The 15,770-nt window shown below is 69.4% G+C and carries 14 protein-coding genes; 8 read left to right on the top strand and 6 right to left on the bottom strand.

Annotated features, from left to right (window positions below; all coding sequences use genetic code 11):
* The 3 genes from RT309_RS02135 to RT309_RS02125 form a co-directional block, all read left to right on the top strand.
* A partial coding sequence (locus RT309_RS02135) for a PfkB family carbohydrate kinase (protein ID WP_313354898.1) occupies positions 1-744 on the top strand: 744 nt, incomplete at its 5' end.
* 73 nt (positions 745-817) lie between these two features.
* The gene (locus tag RT309_RS02130) at positions 818-2,884 is read left to right on the top strand and encodes an APC family permease (RefSeq protein WP_313354902.1); all 2,067 of its coding nucleotides are present in this window, start codon (positions 818-820) and stop codon (positions 2,882-2,884) included.
* A gap of 29 nt (positions 2,885-2,913) precedes the next feature.
* Complete coding sequence (locus tag RT309_RS02125; protein WP_313354896.1) at positions 2,914-3,504, top strand: GNAT family protein; 591 nt, start codon at positions 2,914-2,916, stop codon at positions 3,502-3,504.
* 58 nt (positions 3,505-3,562) lie between these two features.
* Here the strand turns inward: RT309_RS02125 and RT309_RS02120 are convergent, their stop codons facing one another.
* On the bottom strand, positions 3,563-5,728 hold the full coding sequence (locus RT309_RS02120; RefSeq protein ID WP_313354895.1) for a heavy metal translocating P-type ATPase: 2,166 nt from the start codon (positions 5,726-5,728) through the stop codon (positions 3,563-3,565).
* 107 nt (positions 5,729-5,835) lie between these two features.
* Here RT309_RS02120 and RT309_RS02115 point away from each other — a divergent pair, with 107 nt between their 5' ends.
* Both RT309_RS02115 and RT309_RS02110 read left to right on the top strand, forming a co-directional pair.
* The gene (locus RT309_RS02115; protein WP_313354894.1) at positions 5,836-6,237 is read left to right on the top strand and encodes a DUF6153 family protein; all 402 of its coding nucleotides are present in this window, start codon (positions 5,836-5,838) and stop codon (positions 6,235-6,237) included.
* A gap of 93 nt (positions 6,238-6,330) precedes the next feature.
* Positions 6,331-6,906, top strand: coding sequence for a DUF305 domain-containing protein (locus RT309_RS02110; protein ID WP_313354892.1), 576 nt, complete (start codon positions 6,331-6,333; stop codon positions 6,904-6,906).
* Between the two features lie 57 nt (positions 6,907-6,963).
* Here the strand turns inward: RT309_RS02110 and RT309_RS02105 are convergent, their stop codons facing one another.
* From RT309_RS02105 to RT309_RS02095, 3 genes are all read right to left on the bottom strand, one after another.
* Positions 6,964-9,240: a heavy metal translocating P-type ATPase gene (locus RT309_RS02105; protein ID WP_396654399.1), complete on the bottom strand. Its 2,277-nt coding sequence runs from the start codon at positions 9,238-9,240 to the stop codon at positions 6,964-6,966.
* Between the two features lie 90 nt (positions 9,241-9,330).
* Positions 9,331-9,540: a heavy-metal-associated domain-containing protein gene (locus RT309_RS02100; RefSeq protein ID WP_313354888.1), complete on the bottom strand. Its 210-nt coding sequence runs from the start codon at positions 9,538-9,540 to the stop codon at positions 9,331-9,333.
* A 104-nt stretch (positions 9,541-9,644) separates the two neighbouring features.
* On the bottom strand, positions 9,645-10,673 hold the full coding sequence (locus RT309_RS02095; protein WP_313354886.1) for a GGDEF domain-containing protein: 1,029 nt from the start codon (positions 10,671-10,673) through the stop codon (positions 9,645-9,647).
* 132 nt (positions 10,674-10,805) lie between these two features.
* Between RT309_RS02095 and RT309_RS02090 the strand changes: the two genes are divergently transcribed.
* On the top strand, positions 10,806-11,510 hold the full coding sequence (locus tag RT309_RS02090) for an EAL domain-containing protein (RefSeq protein WP_313354885.1): 705 nt from the start codon (positions 10,806-10,808) through the stop codon (positions 11,508-11,510).
* On the opposite strand, the gene RT309_RS02085 is transcribed toward RT309_RS02090, so the two are convergent.
* Positions 11,472-11,675 (bottom strand): hypothetical protein, encoded by a 204-nt coding sequence (locus RT309_RS02085; RefSeq protein ID WP_313354883.1) that lies wholly within the window; start codon positions 11,673-11,675, stop codon positions 11,472-11,474. The two genes, RT309_RS02090 and RT309_RS02085, sit on opposite strands and share 39 nt — an antisense overlap.
* On the bottom strand, positions 11,672-13,129 hold the full coding sequence (locus tag RT309_RS02080; protein WP_313354882.1) for a glycosyltransferase family 2 protein: 1,458 nt from the start codon (positions 13,127-13,129) through the stop codon (positions 11,672-11,674). Before RT309_RS02080 ends, RT309_RS02085 begins: the two co-directional genes overlap by 4 nt.
* A 229-nt stretch (positions 13,130-13,358) precedes the next feature.
* Between RT309_RS02080 and RT309_RS02075 the strand changes: the two genes are divergently transcribed.
* Both RT309_RS02075 and RT309_RS02070 read left to right on the top strand, forming a co-directional pair.
* Positions 13,359-14,675 carry an extracellular solute-binding protein gene (locus RT309_RS02075; protein ID WP_313354880.1) on the top strand — a complete coding sequence of 439 codons (1,317 nt, stop codon included), beginning with the start codon at positions 13,359-13,361 and terminating at the stop codon, positions 14,673-14,675.
* 84 nt (positions 14,676-14,759) lie between these two features.
* Positions 14,760-15,749 carry a sugar ABC transporter permease gene (locus tag RT309_RS02070; RefSeq protein ID WP_313354879.1) on the top strand — a complete coding sequence of 330 codons (990 nt, stop codon included), beginning with the start codon at positions 14,760-14,762 and terminating at the stop codon, positions 15,747-15,749.
* Positions 15,750-15,770: the final 21 nt, after the last annotated feature.

Below are 15,770 nucleotides of genomic sequence, written 5' to 3'. Positions count from 1 at the left end.
ACACGCGACGCCGGCGGCAAGGGCGCCAATCAGGCGGCCGCCGCCGCCCGTCTCGGCGCGCGCACGCGGATGATCGGAGCGGTGGGCGCCGACGTCTCCGGCGACGAGATGCGGCGAGCGCTGGCGGATGCCGGGGTCGACGTCACGGGTGTGATCACCGCCGAACGCGAGACCGGCACGGCGCTGATCATGGTCGATGCCCAGGGTGAGAACCAGATCTCGGTGTGCGAGGGCGCGAACGCCGACGTCACCCTCGACGGCGTCGAGTTCACCGCCGACGAGACGGTGATGGCACAGCTGGAGATCTCGATCGACACCGTGACCGAACTCGCGCGCCGCTGCCGCGGATTCTTCGTGCTCAACGCCGCCCCGGCGATGCCGCTGCCCGACGAGCTGCTGCGCCGAGCCGACCTCGTCATCGTCAACGAGACCGAGTACGCGCTCATCCCCGAGCTCGCCGACGCCGCCCTCGTCGCGGTCACGTACGGTGCCGAGGGCTCGGCGCTGTTCGCGCGCGGTGAGCGTCTGGCGTTCGCCCCGGCGAAGCGCGTCCGTCCCGTGAACACCGTGGGCGCCGGCGACGCGTTCTGCGCCGCCCTGACGATCGCGCTGCGCTCCGGGCTGAGCCACGAGGATGCCCTGCACGCGGCCAACGCGGTCGGCGCCGCCGCCGTCGAGGACCCCTCATCGCGCCCGCGCCTTGGTAGCCTCGGCGACTACCTGCGCGACGCCTCCGGCGCCTGACCGGATTCGCCCCGCGCATCGTTGTTGCGCAGTGCGGGCGGCAGGCGTAGTGTCGCCGCTCGTGGCAAACGAAATGCGTGAGAACGCGGACGCCCCGCAGCTCGCGAAGCGCATCCTCCTCGGCGAACCCCTCACCACGCAGCAGGTCGACGATCAGCTGCTCCCCAAGCGCATGGCGCTGCCGATCTTCGCATCCGACGCGCTGAGCTCGGTGGCCTACGGGCCGCAGGAGATGCTGATGATCATGCTCATCGGCGGGGTGTCGTTCCTGACCCTCAGCCCCTGGGTGGCGGCCGCCGTCGTGCTGCTGCTGATCGTCGTGGTGCTCAGCTACCGTCAGCTGATCAAGGCGTACCCGTCGGGAGGCGGCGACTACGAGGTCGCGTCGACGAACCTCGGCGAGGTCCCGGGCGTCGTGGTGGCCGCCGCCCTGCTCGTCGACTACGTGCTCACCGTTGCCGTGTCGATCGCATCCGGCGTCGACAACATCATCTCCGCCGTGCCGCAGCTCAACCCGCTGCGGGTCGAGCTGGCCGTCGGCTTCGTCATCCTCATCGTGATCGTCAACCTGCGCGGGGTGCGCGAGGCGTCGACCGTGTTCGCCATCCCGACCTACGTCTTCATCGGCTCGGTCGTGCTGATGATCGCCACCGGGCTCATCCGCACCCTGCTGGGCGACGCGCCCGTCGCGGCGAGCGCCGGCTACACCGTCGAGGCCGAGAGCATCTCGCAGGCGGCGATCGTGCTGCTCGTGCTGCGCGCGTTCTCGAGCGGATGCTCGGCCCTGACCGGCGTCGAGGCCGTGTCGAACGGTGTGCAGGCGTTCCGCAGTCCGAAGATCCGCAACGCGCAGGTCACCCTCACGATGATGGGCGGGGTCGCGGCGCTGCTGTTCGCCGGGCTCACCGCGATGGCGCTGATCGCGGGTGTGCGCTACGCCGAGAACCCATGCGATCTGCAGGGCTTCGACTGCTCGGGCCCGCAGCCGAGCCTGATGGCGCAGATCGCCACGGCGACGTTCGGCAGCGGCAGCATCCTGTTCTTCGTCGTCCAGGCGGCCACGGCCTGCGTGCTGCTGCTGGCCGCCAACACCGCCTTCAACGGCTTCCCCCTGCTGGGTGCGGTGCTCGCCCGCGACGGCTACGCGCCGAAGGCACTGAACACCCGCGGCGACCGGCTGGTGTTCTCGAACGGGATGATCCTGCTCGGCATCGGCGCCGTCGCGGTGCTCGTGGCATTCCAGGCGAACCTCACGGCGCTGATCCAGCTGTACATCATCGGCGTCTTCGTGTCGTTCTCGCTGGGTCAGATCGGCATGGTGCGGCACTGGCGCCGGATGCTGCGCGAGACCGCGCATCCACGACTGTCGGAGGTCGCCGCCGAGCGGCGCTCGGCCCATGTGGGGCTGGTGATCAACTCGCTCGGTGCGACCATGACCATCACGGTGCTCGTGATCGTGACGATCACGAAGTTCACGCACGGCGCGTGGATGGTGTTCTTCGCGATCCCGCTGCTGGCCCTGCTGATGCTGGGCGTGAAGCGGTACTACCGTGACGTCGAGCACGAGATCACCATCGACGACACGACGCACTTCGGCTCACAGGGCGACGTCGCCATCGTGCTCGTCAGCCGCCTGCAGAAGCCGGTGATCAAGGCACTCGACTACGCGATCGCCGCACAGCACGACAAGACCATCGCCGTGCACATCGCGCTGACGCCGGAGGACGGGAAGGTGCTGCAGCGCGAGTGGGGGCAGCACGGCATCCCGGTTCCGCTGGTGATCCTCGAGTCGCCGTACCGCACCTTCGCGCAGCCCGTCGAGCAGTTCATCCGGCAGTACCGCGAGAAGCACGGACCGTCGGTCGTCACGGTCTATCTGCCGCAGTACATCGTCGGGCACTGGTGGGAGGGCCTGTTGCACAACCGCCGGGCGCGCCGCATCGCCTCGCAGCTGATGCTCGTGCACGGCGTGACGATCACGCTCGTGCCATGGCTGCTCGACTCGTCGGAGCTGATCTACGGGCGCCGGTCGCGTCCGGTGCCGGGGCAGGAGCGCGCCGGGCGCCCGGTGGCACTGTACGGATCGTCGCCGGGCGGCCGTCGCGCGCAGCGGCCGGCCGGACCCCCCGACGCCGGCTGAGCGGGCGATCCCGGGATTACGCTGCCTACATGCCCACTGTGAACGACGTCGCCTGGCCGTTGCGCACCGAGCGGCTCGAGGTCCGACCGCTCGCCCTCGACGATCTCGACGCGATGTGGGCGATCCGGCGTCTTCCGGAGGTCAACCGGTGGCTGGGGCGGGCCCCGGCGACTCGCGAGGCCTTCCACGAGACCTACTCCGAGCAGAACCGGCGGGCGATGACCTTCGTGATCGTCCGGCCGGATGCCGAGACGGGCGCGCGGCCCATCATCGGCGATCTGATGATCCGCATCGAGGATGCCTGGGCGCAGGCCGAGGTCGCCGCGCAGGCGGCGGGGACTCAGGCCGAGCTGGGCTGGGCGCTCGCACCCGAGTACACCGGGCAGGGCTACGCCGCAGAGGCGGTGCGCGCGGTGATCGATCTGTGCTTCACCACGCTGGGCCTGCGCCGCGTGCACGCGGGCTGCTTCGCCGCCAACGAGCCGTCGTGGCGGCTGATGGAGCGCCTCGGGATGCGTCGTGAGGAGAGCAGCCGCAAGACCGGGCTGCATCGCTCGGGCGAGTGGATGGACGGGCTGAACTACGCGCTGCTCGCCGAGGAGTGGCCCGTCGAGCGCTGATGCCCCGACCCGCGCCCGTCGGTCCGTCCGCCCGTCGGTCCGTCCGCCCGTCGGCCTGTCAGCGGTCGAGGACGGCTTCGGGGCGCAGGTCGAGCCCGCGCAGCGCCTGCGCGTTGAGCGCCACGACGATGGTCGACAGGCTCATCAGCACGGCGCCCACCGACATCGGCAGCACGAATCCGATCGGCGCGAGCACGCCGGCCGCGAGTGGCACCGAGATCAGGTTGTACCCGGCCGCCCACCACAGGTTCTGCGCCATCTTGCGGTAGCTGGCCCGCGACAGCTCGATCACCGAGACGACCGAGCGCGGGTCGTCGGATGCCAGGATCACCCCGGCCGACGCGATCGCCACATCCGTGCCGGCGCCGATCGCTATGCCGACATCGGCCTGTGCGAGGGCGGGCGCGTCGTTCACGCCGTCGCCGACCATCGCCACCGTCCTGCCCTCTGTCTGCAGCGCGGCGACCTTGGCCGACTTGTCCTCTGGGCGCACCCCGGCGAAGACCCGGTCGATCCGCAGTTCGTCGGCCACCGCGTGCGCCACGGCCTCGGCATCGCCGGTGATCATCACGACCTGCAGGCCCCGCCTGTGCAGCGCGTCGACGGCCTGCCGCGACTCGGCACGGATCTCGTCGGCCAGCTTCAGCCCGCCGATGACCTGCCCGTCGCGCAGCACGTGCAGGATGATCGCCCCTTCGGATCGCCAACGGTCGGCATCCGGCACCTCGTCGACACCGCCCTCGGTGAGCAGGTGCGGTCCACCGACGCGGATCTCGGCGCCGTCGACCGTCGCGGTGACGCCGACGGCGGGCGACGAGCGGAAGCCGGTCGCCGTCAGCACATCGGTGGGTCCCTGAGCTCGTCGAAGGGCGGATGCCGCTCGGACGATCGCCCTGGCCAGCGGGTGCTCGCTGTCGGCCTCGGCGGCCGCGGCGAGCGCCAGCACGGCGTCGGCGTCCCAGCCGTCGGCGGGGGCGACGGCGGTGACGGTCGGCTCGCCCTTGGTGAGGGTTCCGGTCTTGTCGAACAGCACCGTGTCGACGGTGCGCATGCTCTCGAGCGCGAGGCGGTCCTTCACGAGCACGCCGGTGCGCGCTGCGCGCTCGGTCGCGATCGAGACGACCAGCGGGATCGCGAGCCCCAGGGCGTGCGGGCAGGCGATCACGAGCACGGTGATGGTGCGGACGACCGCCTCGTCGGGCATCCCGAACAGGGTCCAGACCACCGCGGTGATCGCGGCTGCGCCCAGCGCGAACCAGAACAGCCAGGCGGCGGCGCGGTCGGCGAGGCGCTGCGCCCGAGAGCTCGACGCCTGTGCGTCGGCGACGAGCTTGCGGATGCCGGCGAGCGCGGTGTCGTCGCCGATGGCGTCGACCACGACGCGGAGTCCCGAGTCGGTGGCGACCGTGCCGGCGGTGACGCGGTCGCCGACCCCGCGGCCGACCGTGCGGGACTCGCCGGTGAGCATCGACTCGTCCATGCTGGCGCGGCCGTCGATGATCTCACCGTCGGCCGGCACGCTGCCTCCGGGGCGCACGATGACCACGTCGCCGATGCGCAGGTCGGCCGGATCGACCGTGGTGACCTCGTCGCCGTCGACGCGCTCGGCCTCATCGGGCAGGAGAGCTGCGAGCGAGTCGAGCGCCGAGGTGGTCTGCGCGAGCGAGCGCATCTCGAGCCAGTGGCCCAGCAGCATGATGACGATCAGCAGCGCCAGCTCCCACCAGAACTCGAGTTCGTGGTGCAGGATGCCGAGACTCGCACCCCACGAAGCGAGGAACGCGACCGTGATCGCCAGGCCGATCAGCAGCATCATGCCCGGCGCGCGGCTCCTGAGCTCGGCGACGGCTCCGGTGAGGAACGGGCGGCCGCCCCAGACGTACATCACCGTGCCCAGCAGCGGGGCGATCCAGCGCGCCCACCCCGGCACCTCGTAGCCGATGATCATCGCGAACATGCCGCTCGTCGCGACCACGGGGATCGCGATCAGCAGGTTGATCCAGAACAGCCGGCGGAACTGCCCGACGTGGTCGCTGTGGCTGCCGTGGTCACCGTGCCCGGCGTGGCCGCCCGATTCGGAGGAGTCCTCTCGGATCGCAGGAGCTTCTGGCCCAGTTGCTCCTGCGTTTCGTGCGAACTCCTGCGTTCCGTGTGCGCCGTGGGCGCGGGCCTCACGGGTTGCTGCGCTACCGCGTGCGTCACCATGGTTCGCGTGCCGGTTCATCGGGTCTCCTCGCCTCGGGCCGGGCTGGCCGGCTTCTGCGGACATCAACTAAGATACCCCCCAGGGGTATTCCCGATAAGGCGCACGGAATCGGACGGAGGCTCAGGATGCCGCATCGCAGCCACCGCTTGGCGCTGACCGTCGTGCTCGGGATCGTGTTCGGCCTGCTCGGCATGCACACCCTCAGTGGCGACGCGATGGGCCACGGCCCCGGCATGATGAGCCCCGCCCATGCATCCGGGGTCTCGCCGCACGACTCCGCCAGTGCCCCTGCCCTCGCCTCGTACGAGACCTCGGCAGCAGAGGCGTCAGGACCGCCCCTGTCATCCGACATGCTGATGGTCTGCGTGCTCGCCCTGCTGGCCGCTGTCGCCCTGATCGCTCCGCCCTCGAGCTCTCTCGGCCTGAGTCCGCGCCTGCACCGGATGCCCGGCGGCCGCGCATCCTTGACGCGCGCAGCCCCGTCTCGCCCGCCCTCGCACATCGCTCTCTGCATCAGTCGAACCTGAGCGCTCGTCGCCGGCCTCGCGCCGGACTCGCATCGGCACAACCGTCGATGCTCGCCGATCACCCCCAACGACTGATCACAAAGGAACGACCTGATGCGAAACCGCACACGCACCCTCGGCGCACTCGCCGTCGCCACCGCCCTGACGCTCACCGGATGCACCGCCCCGGGCGGCGGCTCGGAGAACGTCCCGTCGAGCGCGCCGCAGAGCGCGTCCGCCGCCGCACAGGCGGACGTCGACTTCGCGATGAACATGATCGCTCATCATGAGCAGGCGATCGAGATGTCCGACGTGCTGCTCGAGAAGGAAGGGATCGACCCCGAAGTCGCCGATCTGGCGAAGCGGATCAAGGCTGCTCAGCAGCCCGAGATCGAGACCATGCGGGATTGGCTGTCCGACTGGGGCCAGGATCCCGGCATGGACGGCATGCACCATGATGGCGGCATGATGTCGGAGGACGACATGGACGCTCTGGCTGCGGCCGACGGGGCCGCAGCCTCGCGACTGTTCCTCGAGCAGATGATCATGCACCACGAAGGCGCCGTCGAGATGACCCAACAGGAGCTGTCGACTGGAAAGGACGCCGACGCCCTCGAGTTCGCCCAACGGATGATCGACGACCTGACGGCCGAGATCGACGAGATGCGCTCGATGCTCGACACGCTCTGAGCATGAAGCGGGGTGGGTCGCTGCTGGCGGCCCACCCCGCTCTGCGCCCCGCGGATCTCAGCGGAACGCGCGCAGCCGCAGGCTGTTGCCCACGACGAACACGCTTGAGAACGCCATCGCCGCACCCGCGAGCATCGGGTTCAGCAGCCCGAGCGCGGCGAGCGGGATCGCGGCGACGTTGTACGCGAACGCCCAGAACAGGTTGCCTTTGATGATGCCGAGGGTGCGTCGTGAGAGGCGGATCGCATCGGCCGCCGCGCGCAGATCGCCGCGCACGAGAGTGATGTCGGATGCCTCGATCGCGACGTCGGTGCCGGTTCCCATCGCCATGCCCAGATCGGCCTGAGCCAGCGCGGGGGCGTCGTTCACGCCGTCGCCGACCATCGCGACGACCCGCCCCTCGCTCTGCAGGCGCGAGACGACCGCGACCTTGTCGGCCGGCAGCACCTCGGCGATGACCTCGTCGATGCCGACGTGAGCGGCGATGTGCCGCGCCGCGGCCTCGTTGTCTCCGGTCAGCAGCACCGGGCGCAGCCCGAGCGCCACGAGCAACGCCACCGCCTCGGCGCTCGTCTGCTTGACCTCGTCGGCCACGACGATCATGCCCGCCGCCGCGCCGTCCCGGCCGACGAGGATGGCCGTCTGGCCGGCGGCCTCGGCATCCGCCTTCGCCGCGAGCAGCGGGGCGGAGGGGTGGATCGACCAGTCCTCGAGCAGCGAGAGGCGTCCGACCACCATCGCGTGGCCCTCGACGACGCCCGTGACACCCCGCCCGTCATGACTCTGGAACGATTCAACCTCCGGCAGCGTCCGCCGCGAGGTCGGAGTCGTCAGAGCATCCGGACCGGCGGCGGCGGGTCGCGTGGCGGCTCGCCGCGCGGCATCCGGATCATCTGAGATCTCCGACGCGGCGGCGGCGATGGCTCGGGCGATCGGATGCTCGCTGGCGTGCTCGACGGCTCCCGCGAGCAGCAGCAGCCGATCGGCATCCACCCCCTGCTCGGGCACGACGGCGGCGACGGACATGTGCCCCTCGGTGACCGTTCCGGTCTTGTCGAGCACGACGGTGTCGACCCGTCGGGTCGACTCGAGCACCTCCGGTCCCTTGATCAGGATGCCCATCTGCGCGCCGCGCCCCGTTCCCACCAGCAGCGCCGTGGGCGTCGCGAGACCCAGCGCGCACGGGCAGGCGATGATGAGCACCGCGACGGCGGCGGTGAAGGCGGCGGATGCCGGGAAGCCGAGCACCAGCCAGGTGACCAGCGCGACGAGCGCGATGGCGATGACGATCGGCACGAACAGCCCGGAGATGCGGTCGGCGAGGCGCTGCACCTCGGCCTTCCCGCCCTGCGCCTGCTCGACCAGGCGCGCCATTCGGGCGAGCTGCGTGTCAGCGCCCACACGTGTGGCGCGCACCACGAGCCGTCCGCCGGCGTTCACCGTCGCACCGGTCAGGGCATCTCCCGGCGCCACCTCGACGGGCACGGCTTCGCCGGTGATCATCGACTGATCCACGGCCGACGTGCCCGAGACGACCACGCCGTCGGTGGCGATCTTCTCGCCCGGTCGCACGACGAACTCGTCGCCGACCCGCAGCTCGCCGATCGGGATGCGCACCTCGACGCCGTCCCTGAGCGCCGCGACGTCCTTGGCACCCAGCTCCATCAGCGCGCGCAGCGCGGCTCCCGCCTGACGCTTGGCGCGCTTCTCGAAGTAGCGGCCGGCCAGCACGAACATCGTCACGCCCGCGGCGACCTCGAGGTAGATGTTGCCGGCACCGTCGCTGCGGGTGATCGCGAACGAGAAGCCGTGCGTCATGCCCGGGTGACCCGCCGTGCCGAGGAACAGCGCGTACAGCGACCACAGGAACGCGGCCGACGTGCCGAGGCTGATCAGCGTGTCCATGGTGGCGGCGCCGTGGCGCAGATTCACCCACGCCGCGCGGTGGAACGGCCAGGCGGCCCACACGATCACCGGCGCCGCCAGCGCGAGCGACGCCCACTGCCAGTAGGTGAACTGCAGCGCGGGGATCATCGCGAGCAGGATGACCGGGATCGACAGCACGACCGAGCCGATCAGCCGCTGACGCAGCGAGCGCAGCTCGTGGTCGGCCGCCGACTCGGCATCCGGATGCTCCGCACCCGCGGGTGCGGGTGGCGCAGGCACCGCCGCCGAGTACCCGGCGTTCTCGACCTCGGCGACGAGCGCCGCGGTGTCGATCGGACCGTCGACGACGATCTGCGCCTTCTCGGTCGCGTAGTTGACGGTCGCGCTGACGCCGTCGAGCCTGTTGAGCTTCTTCTCGATGCGCATCGCGCAGGATGCGCAGGTCATCCCGCCGATGTCGAGATCGACGCGGGTCTGCTCGACGCCTGACGGCGCCGCCTCGGTGCTCACGATCTGCTCCCTGGGATCGAGACGGGCTCAGGCGGTGACCGCGCGGTAGCCCGCTTCGTCGACGGCCGCGATGACGGCGTCGACATCGACGGGGGCTGCCGAGGTCACGACGAGGCGACCGGTCTGGGCGCTGACATCGATGCCGTCGACGCCGGCGAGCTTCTGGACCTCTTCGCGCACGGACATCTCGCAGTGCCCGCATGTCATGCCGGTGACCTGGAATTCGGTGGTGCTCATCGTTCCTCCTTCGTGCGGGTACCCCGGAGGGGTACTCTCACCAGAGTACTACCAAGTACCCCCCAGGGGTATTCCCGAATCGGCTGAGCAGCACCGGAAGACTTTCACTGCCTGCGTTTATGGCGGTACATCTCGACGTCGGCCCGGCGAAGTGCGTCTTCCAGCGGCTCGTCGGTCTTCAGCTGCACGACTCCCCACGACCAGGGGTGCAGGGTCAGCTGATGCATCCGCTCGATCATCGCCACGGCTCCCGCGTACGAGGTGTCGGGCAGCAGCATCACGAATTCGTCACCGCCGAGACGCGCGATCCGATCCCCCACCCGGGCGAGCGAGGTCCACTGCGCCACGAGCGACGTCAAGACCGCGTCGCCCGCGTCGTGGCCCCTCCCGTCGTTCACCGCCTTGAAGTCGTCGAGATCGATCACAGCGATCGACACCGGCCTCCTGATGCGCGACGCTCGGCGCAGAACCGTGCTCATCTCAGCCACCAGACCGCGACGGTTCAGGGCGCCGGTGAGCGGATCGGTCTGCGCCTCGACACGCACCCTGTGACGCACGAAGAAGCCGATCTCGAGACAGATCCAGCTCATGACGACGAGACCGAAGATGTTCGCCGGGCCGAAGAGCCCTGAGGCGGCCGACCCGGGAACGGCCACGCCGCCGAACGGCCCCAGCACCATCGCCGCGCTCACCGAGAGAAGAATGGCGGCCTCGACCCATCGGCCGATCCGCGCCCCGTTGAACCAGGCGAGGTACATCGCCATCACCGGCAGCTCCTGAATGCTGGCGACCGCGTTCTGCCGCTCATCGGAGAAGCCGATGTAGTAGACCGACACCGCGGCATGCAGGAACACGAGGATCAGACCGCCGCTGCGCGCGAGGCGCCGCCCGGACAGCAGCACGGCGGCGGCCACCCCCGCGCCGACGACCATCACCACCACCGCCAGCAGGATCTCGAAGACGGCGAGGTCATCCTCGAACAGCTCGATCAGCATCAGGAACGAGAAGAAGGCGCACATGATCGCCGTCACGATCGAGAAAGTCGACGTGCGTGCGCGCACCCGTCGCAGCCAGGATGCGTTCAGCCAGCCCAGTTCGGCTGCATCGGCCTCGCGGATCCCCTGCTGCACCACGACCTGTCCCCTTTCGCCATCGGGACGATCGCCCCTCCCCCCGTTTCAGGCTACCGCGCGATATACCACGTGGGCACCGGCCGGCGCGGAATACACTGAAGGTCCCTCAGGGACCGGAGTCGTATGTCTGAAATGCCGAGCGCGCGCGCGTTCTTCCAACCGATCGTCGATGTGGGCGTCATGCGCGTCATCGGCTTCGAGGCGCTCGCCCGCTTCGACGACGGCGTCTCACCGCTCGAGCACCTGAGCGAGGCTGAAAAGCGCGGCCAGCGCGCACAGCTGGAACTGCAGCTGATCGAGAGCGCCGTCGATGCCGCCTCCGTTCTGCCTGCCGAGGGATTCATCACCCTGAACGTCTCCGGACGCACCATGGGCTTCCCGCGGCTGGCCGAGACGCTGCGCCGCTGCGACCGCTCGTGGGGGCTCGAGCTGTTCGAGGGGGCGGAGCCGGACGAGTGCCTGGCGATACGCCAGCAGGTCGACGAGCTCGGCGGCTTCCTTCTCATCGATGACGCGGGGACGGGCTTCGCCGACGAGGAGCGCATCCGCCAGCTGCGTCCCGACATCGTCAAGATCGACCGCGCGGTGTTCTGGCGCTCGCTGTCGGACGACGACGGCCGGCAGCGCGTCCGCAGCATCCTCGACGCGGCCGACGAGGTCGGCGCTCGCGCGCTCGTCGAGGGCGTCGAGGACGGCTCCCAGCTCGATGCCGTGCGCGAGCTCGACGTCGACCTCGCCCAGGGATATCACCTGGGCCGGCCCACCCCCGTGGACGGGATCATCGAGATGCTCGACGACCTAGAGCGGCGCGTCGGGGTGGATGCTTCGCGTCTCTGACCTGCGGCTCGCGCCGGAGTGCCCGGGTCGCTGCCACTGCGGCAGCACCTTGATCAGGCCCAGCACGACGTAGATGAGGGTGTTGATCGCGACGAAGGTCGCCAACACGCCGAACCAGTCGCCGTACAGGATCGATTCGGGCAGCAGGATGCCGGTGCGGATCATGACGGGCCTCCTCTCGCCGCCGCGGACGCATTCGGCGTGGGCGTGCGGCTGTGGTCGACGTGCTTCCACGTGGCGCTGCGCCCGAAGGCGATCTCGAAGACGCCCCGGAGGAAGGCGAGGTTGAGGAAGCTGTCGTAGACCAGCTCAGGGAAGACCAGCGCGGCGACCACGCGTGCGCGCCACCCGCCCTTCCAGGCGGTGATGACCCGCTCGGCCGAGAACAGCAGCCCGATCGCGATCCAGAACGGGAACCACACCCAGGTGTCCATCGCCAGCAGCATGATCAGCAGCAACATGAAGTAGGCGAACAGTGCCAGAACCCCGTAGCCGATTCCGATCTGCTGCGCCCAGTATCGCAGCGTCTGCGGCGTGATGCCGTAGGCACCGAGATTCTCGAGCGCACCGCGCTGCCACCGCAGGCGCTGGGCCCAGAGCATCCGCCACGTCGGCATGAGCTCGGTGACGACGCTGCACTGCGTCGGCGAGATGGTGAGACCGCCGAGAGACTTGATCGCGATCGTCAGCTCGTTGTCCTCGGTGAGGGCGAGGGTGTCGTACACCTCGCCCGGGGTGCCGGGAAGCTGGCGCCCGCGTGCGGCAGCGACCTCGCGCAGCGCCGCCGAGCGGAACACCGAGGCCGTGCCGGTGAGCACGAACACCCGTCCGCGGCGACGACGGATCTCGCGCTGGTAGCGGATGTACTCGTTGCGCTGGAACTGCCCGAGCAGGCCGTGCCCGTCCTCGCCCTCGAACAGCCCGCCCACGGCCATCAGCGCGCGGTCGTCGGTGAAGCGACGAGCGGCCTCGGCGAGGAACCCGTCACCGATCTGGCTGTCGGCGTCCATCACCATGACCGTGTCGTTGTCGCCCAGAGTGGGCAGCAGATCTGCGAGCGCCTGGTTGAGCGCGCCGCCCTTCTTGTGCGTGTTGCCGATCGTCTCGAACACGTCGGCGCCATGCTGACGCGCGACCTCGACCGTGCTATCGGTGCAGTTGTCCGCAACGACGAGGACGCGCTGCGGCGGGCGCGTCTGCTGCTGCAGGGAGCTGAGGGTGTGCGGCAGCGAGCGCTCCTCGTTGTGGGCGGGGATCAGCACGGTCACTGTCACCTCACCTGCGAAGACGCCGCGGGTGCGCGACATCACGACGCGAGGGGCGAGTGGCAGCGCGGTCACGTCGGCACCGGCTCGGCGGTACCTTCTGGCGACCACCCGCTCGCTGACGACGACGAACGCGACGAACAGCAGCGCGAGGGCCAGAGCGACAGCCATCACGCCCGCGTTGGGAAGCTCGGCGCTGTAGAAGAGGCGCCAGACACCTGAGAGGGTCAGCTGCACGGGATGCCAGAGCTGAGGCGGATCGGTGACGGCGATGCCCCACCAGAGCAGGCCCGCCGCGGCGAGAACCACCACGATGACGACCAGACCCACCGCGCGCTGAAAGAAGCGGTTCATCAACGTCCCTTCCGCTCCCCAGCGTCGCACCACTCTAGCGGCGCGCCGCTGTCGTCGCACCCGCGGCGTGGAGTCAGCGAGTGGTAGCGCTACCTGCGGCTTTTCTCAACTCGTTATATTTCCGAGTGATCTCGGGTTGTGAGCGCAAACATCGTGCGCTTTAATAGCTGTAAGGCCTCGTTCACGACGGCCCCCTACCCACTCATCTGACCTCAACGGGGAGCACAGCATGGCATCCACGTCCCGCACCATCCGCACCGCCGCCGTCATCGCCGTCGGCGCCGTATCGGCCTTCGGCCTGGCAGCATGCAGCAGCGCAGACGCCGGCCAGGGCGGCAACGCCTCCGGCGACGCCGTCACGATCGACTACATGCACCGACTGCCTGACGGCAAGGACATGACCACCGTCAAGGACATCGTGCAGCGCTGGAATGACGAGAACCCGGACATCCAGGTCAAGACGACCAAGTTCGACGGGGCCGCGAGCGACATGATCCTCAAGCTCGAGACCGACGTGAAGGCCGGAAACGCCCCCTGCCTCGCCCAGACCTCGTACTCCGAGGTGCCGCAGCTCTTCGTCAAGGGTCTGCTGCAGGACGTCGCCGACGAAGCGAAGAAGTACGAAGACGACTTCTCGGCCGGCGCCTTCAGCGGCATGAAGGTCGGCGACGCCATCGTCGGCCTGCCCCAGGACACCGGTCCCCTGGTCTACTTCTACAACGAGGCGTCGTTCACCGAGCTCGGCCTCGACGTGCCGGCCACTCTCGACGACCTCACCGCCGACAGCGCGACCGCCGCCGGGGCCGGAAAGTTCGTCACCGCCTTCACGCCCGACGAGGCCTCCAACTGGCTCTCGGCTCAGGCCGCCGCAGCGGGTGACACCTGGTTCTCGAGCACCGGCGACAAGTGGAACGTCGAGGTTGAGGGCGAGGGCTCGCAGCGCGTGTCCGCCTTCTGGCAGAACCTGATCGACAACAAGCAGACCCTCTCCACCGAGCGCTGGGGCGAGGGCTTCACCGCGGCTCTGAACGACGGCAGCCTGATCGGCCACGTCGGCGCAGCCTGGGAGGCCGGCTTCCTGCTCGACTCGCTCGACGGCACTCCCGCCGAGGGCCAGTGGCGCGTCGCCCAGCTGCCGGACTTCGGCGCCGGCACGATGAGCGGCCCTGACGGCGGCTCCGGCGTCTCCGTGCTCAAGGGCTGCGAGAACCCGGCCGAGGCGATGAAGTTCAACGCCTGGTTCAACACGCAGGTCGATGACCTGGCCTCGCAGGGGCTTGTCGTCGCCGCCAAGGGATCGGTCAAGACCCCTGAGAAGATGGAGCGTCAGTTCGGCGGTCAGGACGTGCTCGCCGAGCTCGCCACAGCGACCGAGAACCTCAACCCCGACTTCCCGTACGCCCCCGGTTTCTCGACCATGTCGAAGATGAACGAGATCGCCGCATCCGCCGCTGACGGATCCGTGCCGGTCGCCGACGTCTTCGCCACCGGACAGAAGACGGCCGTGGCATCGCTGAAGGACCTGGGCCTGCCGGTCGCCGAGTGATCGACGCCTGCCACACAGTATGACGCCGACGGCGGAGAGCACCTGTCATGCTCTCCGCCGTCGTTCTGAATCAGGAGGAAGTACATGGTCGCCGTGACCGATACCCGCAACGCAGGGCGCGGCGGGGGAGCAGCGCCTTCGGGGCCGGCTCCCGCCGTGACTCGAGGCAAGCGCGGCAGGGGCATTCGCCGCGACGGGATCACGGGGTGGATGTTCCTCGCCCCGTTCGCGATCCTCTTCGCGATCGTCTTCCTCGTGCCGATCCTCGTCTCGATCCGAGCATCGTTCTTCGGCCAGCTGCCTTCGGGCGGTGGACTGTACGGCGGCGGTGAACTGGTCGACACCTTCGTCGGGTTCGACAATTTCGCGCTCGCTATCGGCAACAGCGCCTTCTGGGCGGGCATGGGCCGCGTCGTGCTGTACGCCGCCTTCCAGATCCCGGTGATGATCATCGCCGCCCTCGCCCTCGCCCTGCTGCTGGACTCGTTCATCGTCCGCAGGCCCGGTCTCTTCCGGCTCTCGTTCTTCCTGCCCTACGCGGTTCCCGGTGTCATCGCCGCGATGATGTGGCTCTACCTGTACACCCCGCAGGTCTCGCCGTTCCTCGAGTTCCTCCCCGAGGGCACGAACTTCCTCGCGCCGAGCACGATCCTCCTGTCGATGGCGAACATGACCACCTGGACGTACACCGGGTACAACATGCTGATCTTCCTGTCGGCGCTGCAGGCCGTGCCGCGCGACCTGTACGAGGCCGCCCGCATCGACGGCGCCAGCGGATGGCAGGTCGCCACCCGGATCAAGGTGCCCATGGTGCGCGGAGCCGCTCTGCTCGCCGTGCTGCTGTCGATCATCGGCACCATCCAGCTGTTCAACGAGCCGGTCGTGCTCGAGAGCCAGAACCAGTGGATGGGCAAGGACTTCACGCCGATGATGCTCACCTACAACTCGATGATGGGCGAGATCTCACCGTCGGGCAGTGGCCCGGCATCCGCCTACTCACTGCTCATGGCCGTGATCGCCGGCGTGCTCGCGATCGTCTACGCGCTGCTGCAGCGCCGCAAGGGGGACGCATGACCGCCACGACCACGCTGCTCG

It is taken from the genome of Microbacterium sp. (assembly GCF_032084865.1).
Taxonomy (GTDB): domain Bacteria; phylum Actinomycetota; class Actinomycetes; order Actinomycetales; family Microbacteriaceae; genus Microbacterium.
This window is presented reverse-complemented; position numbering and strand designations above follow the sequence as displayed.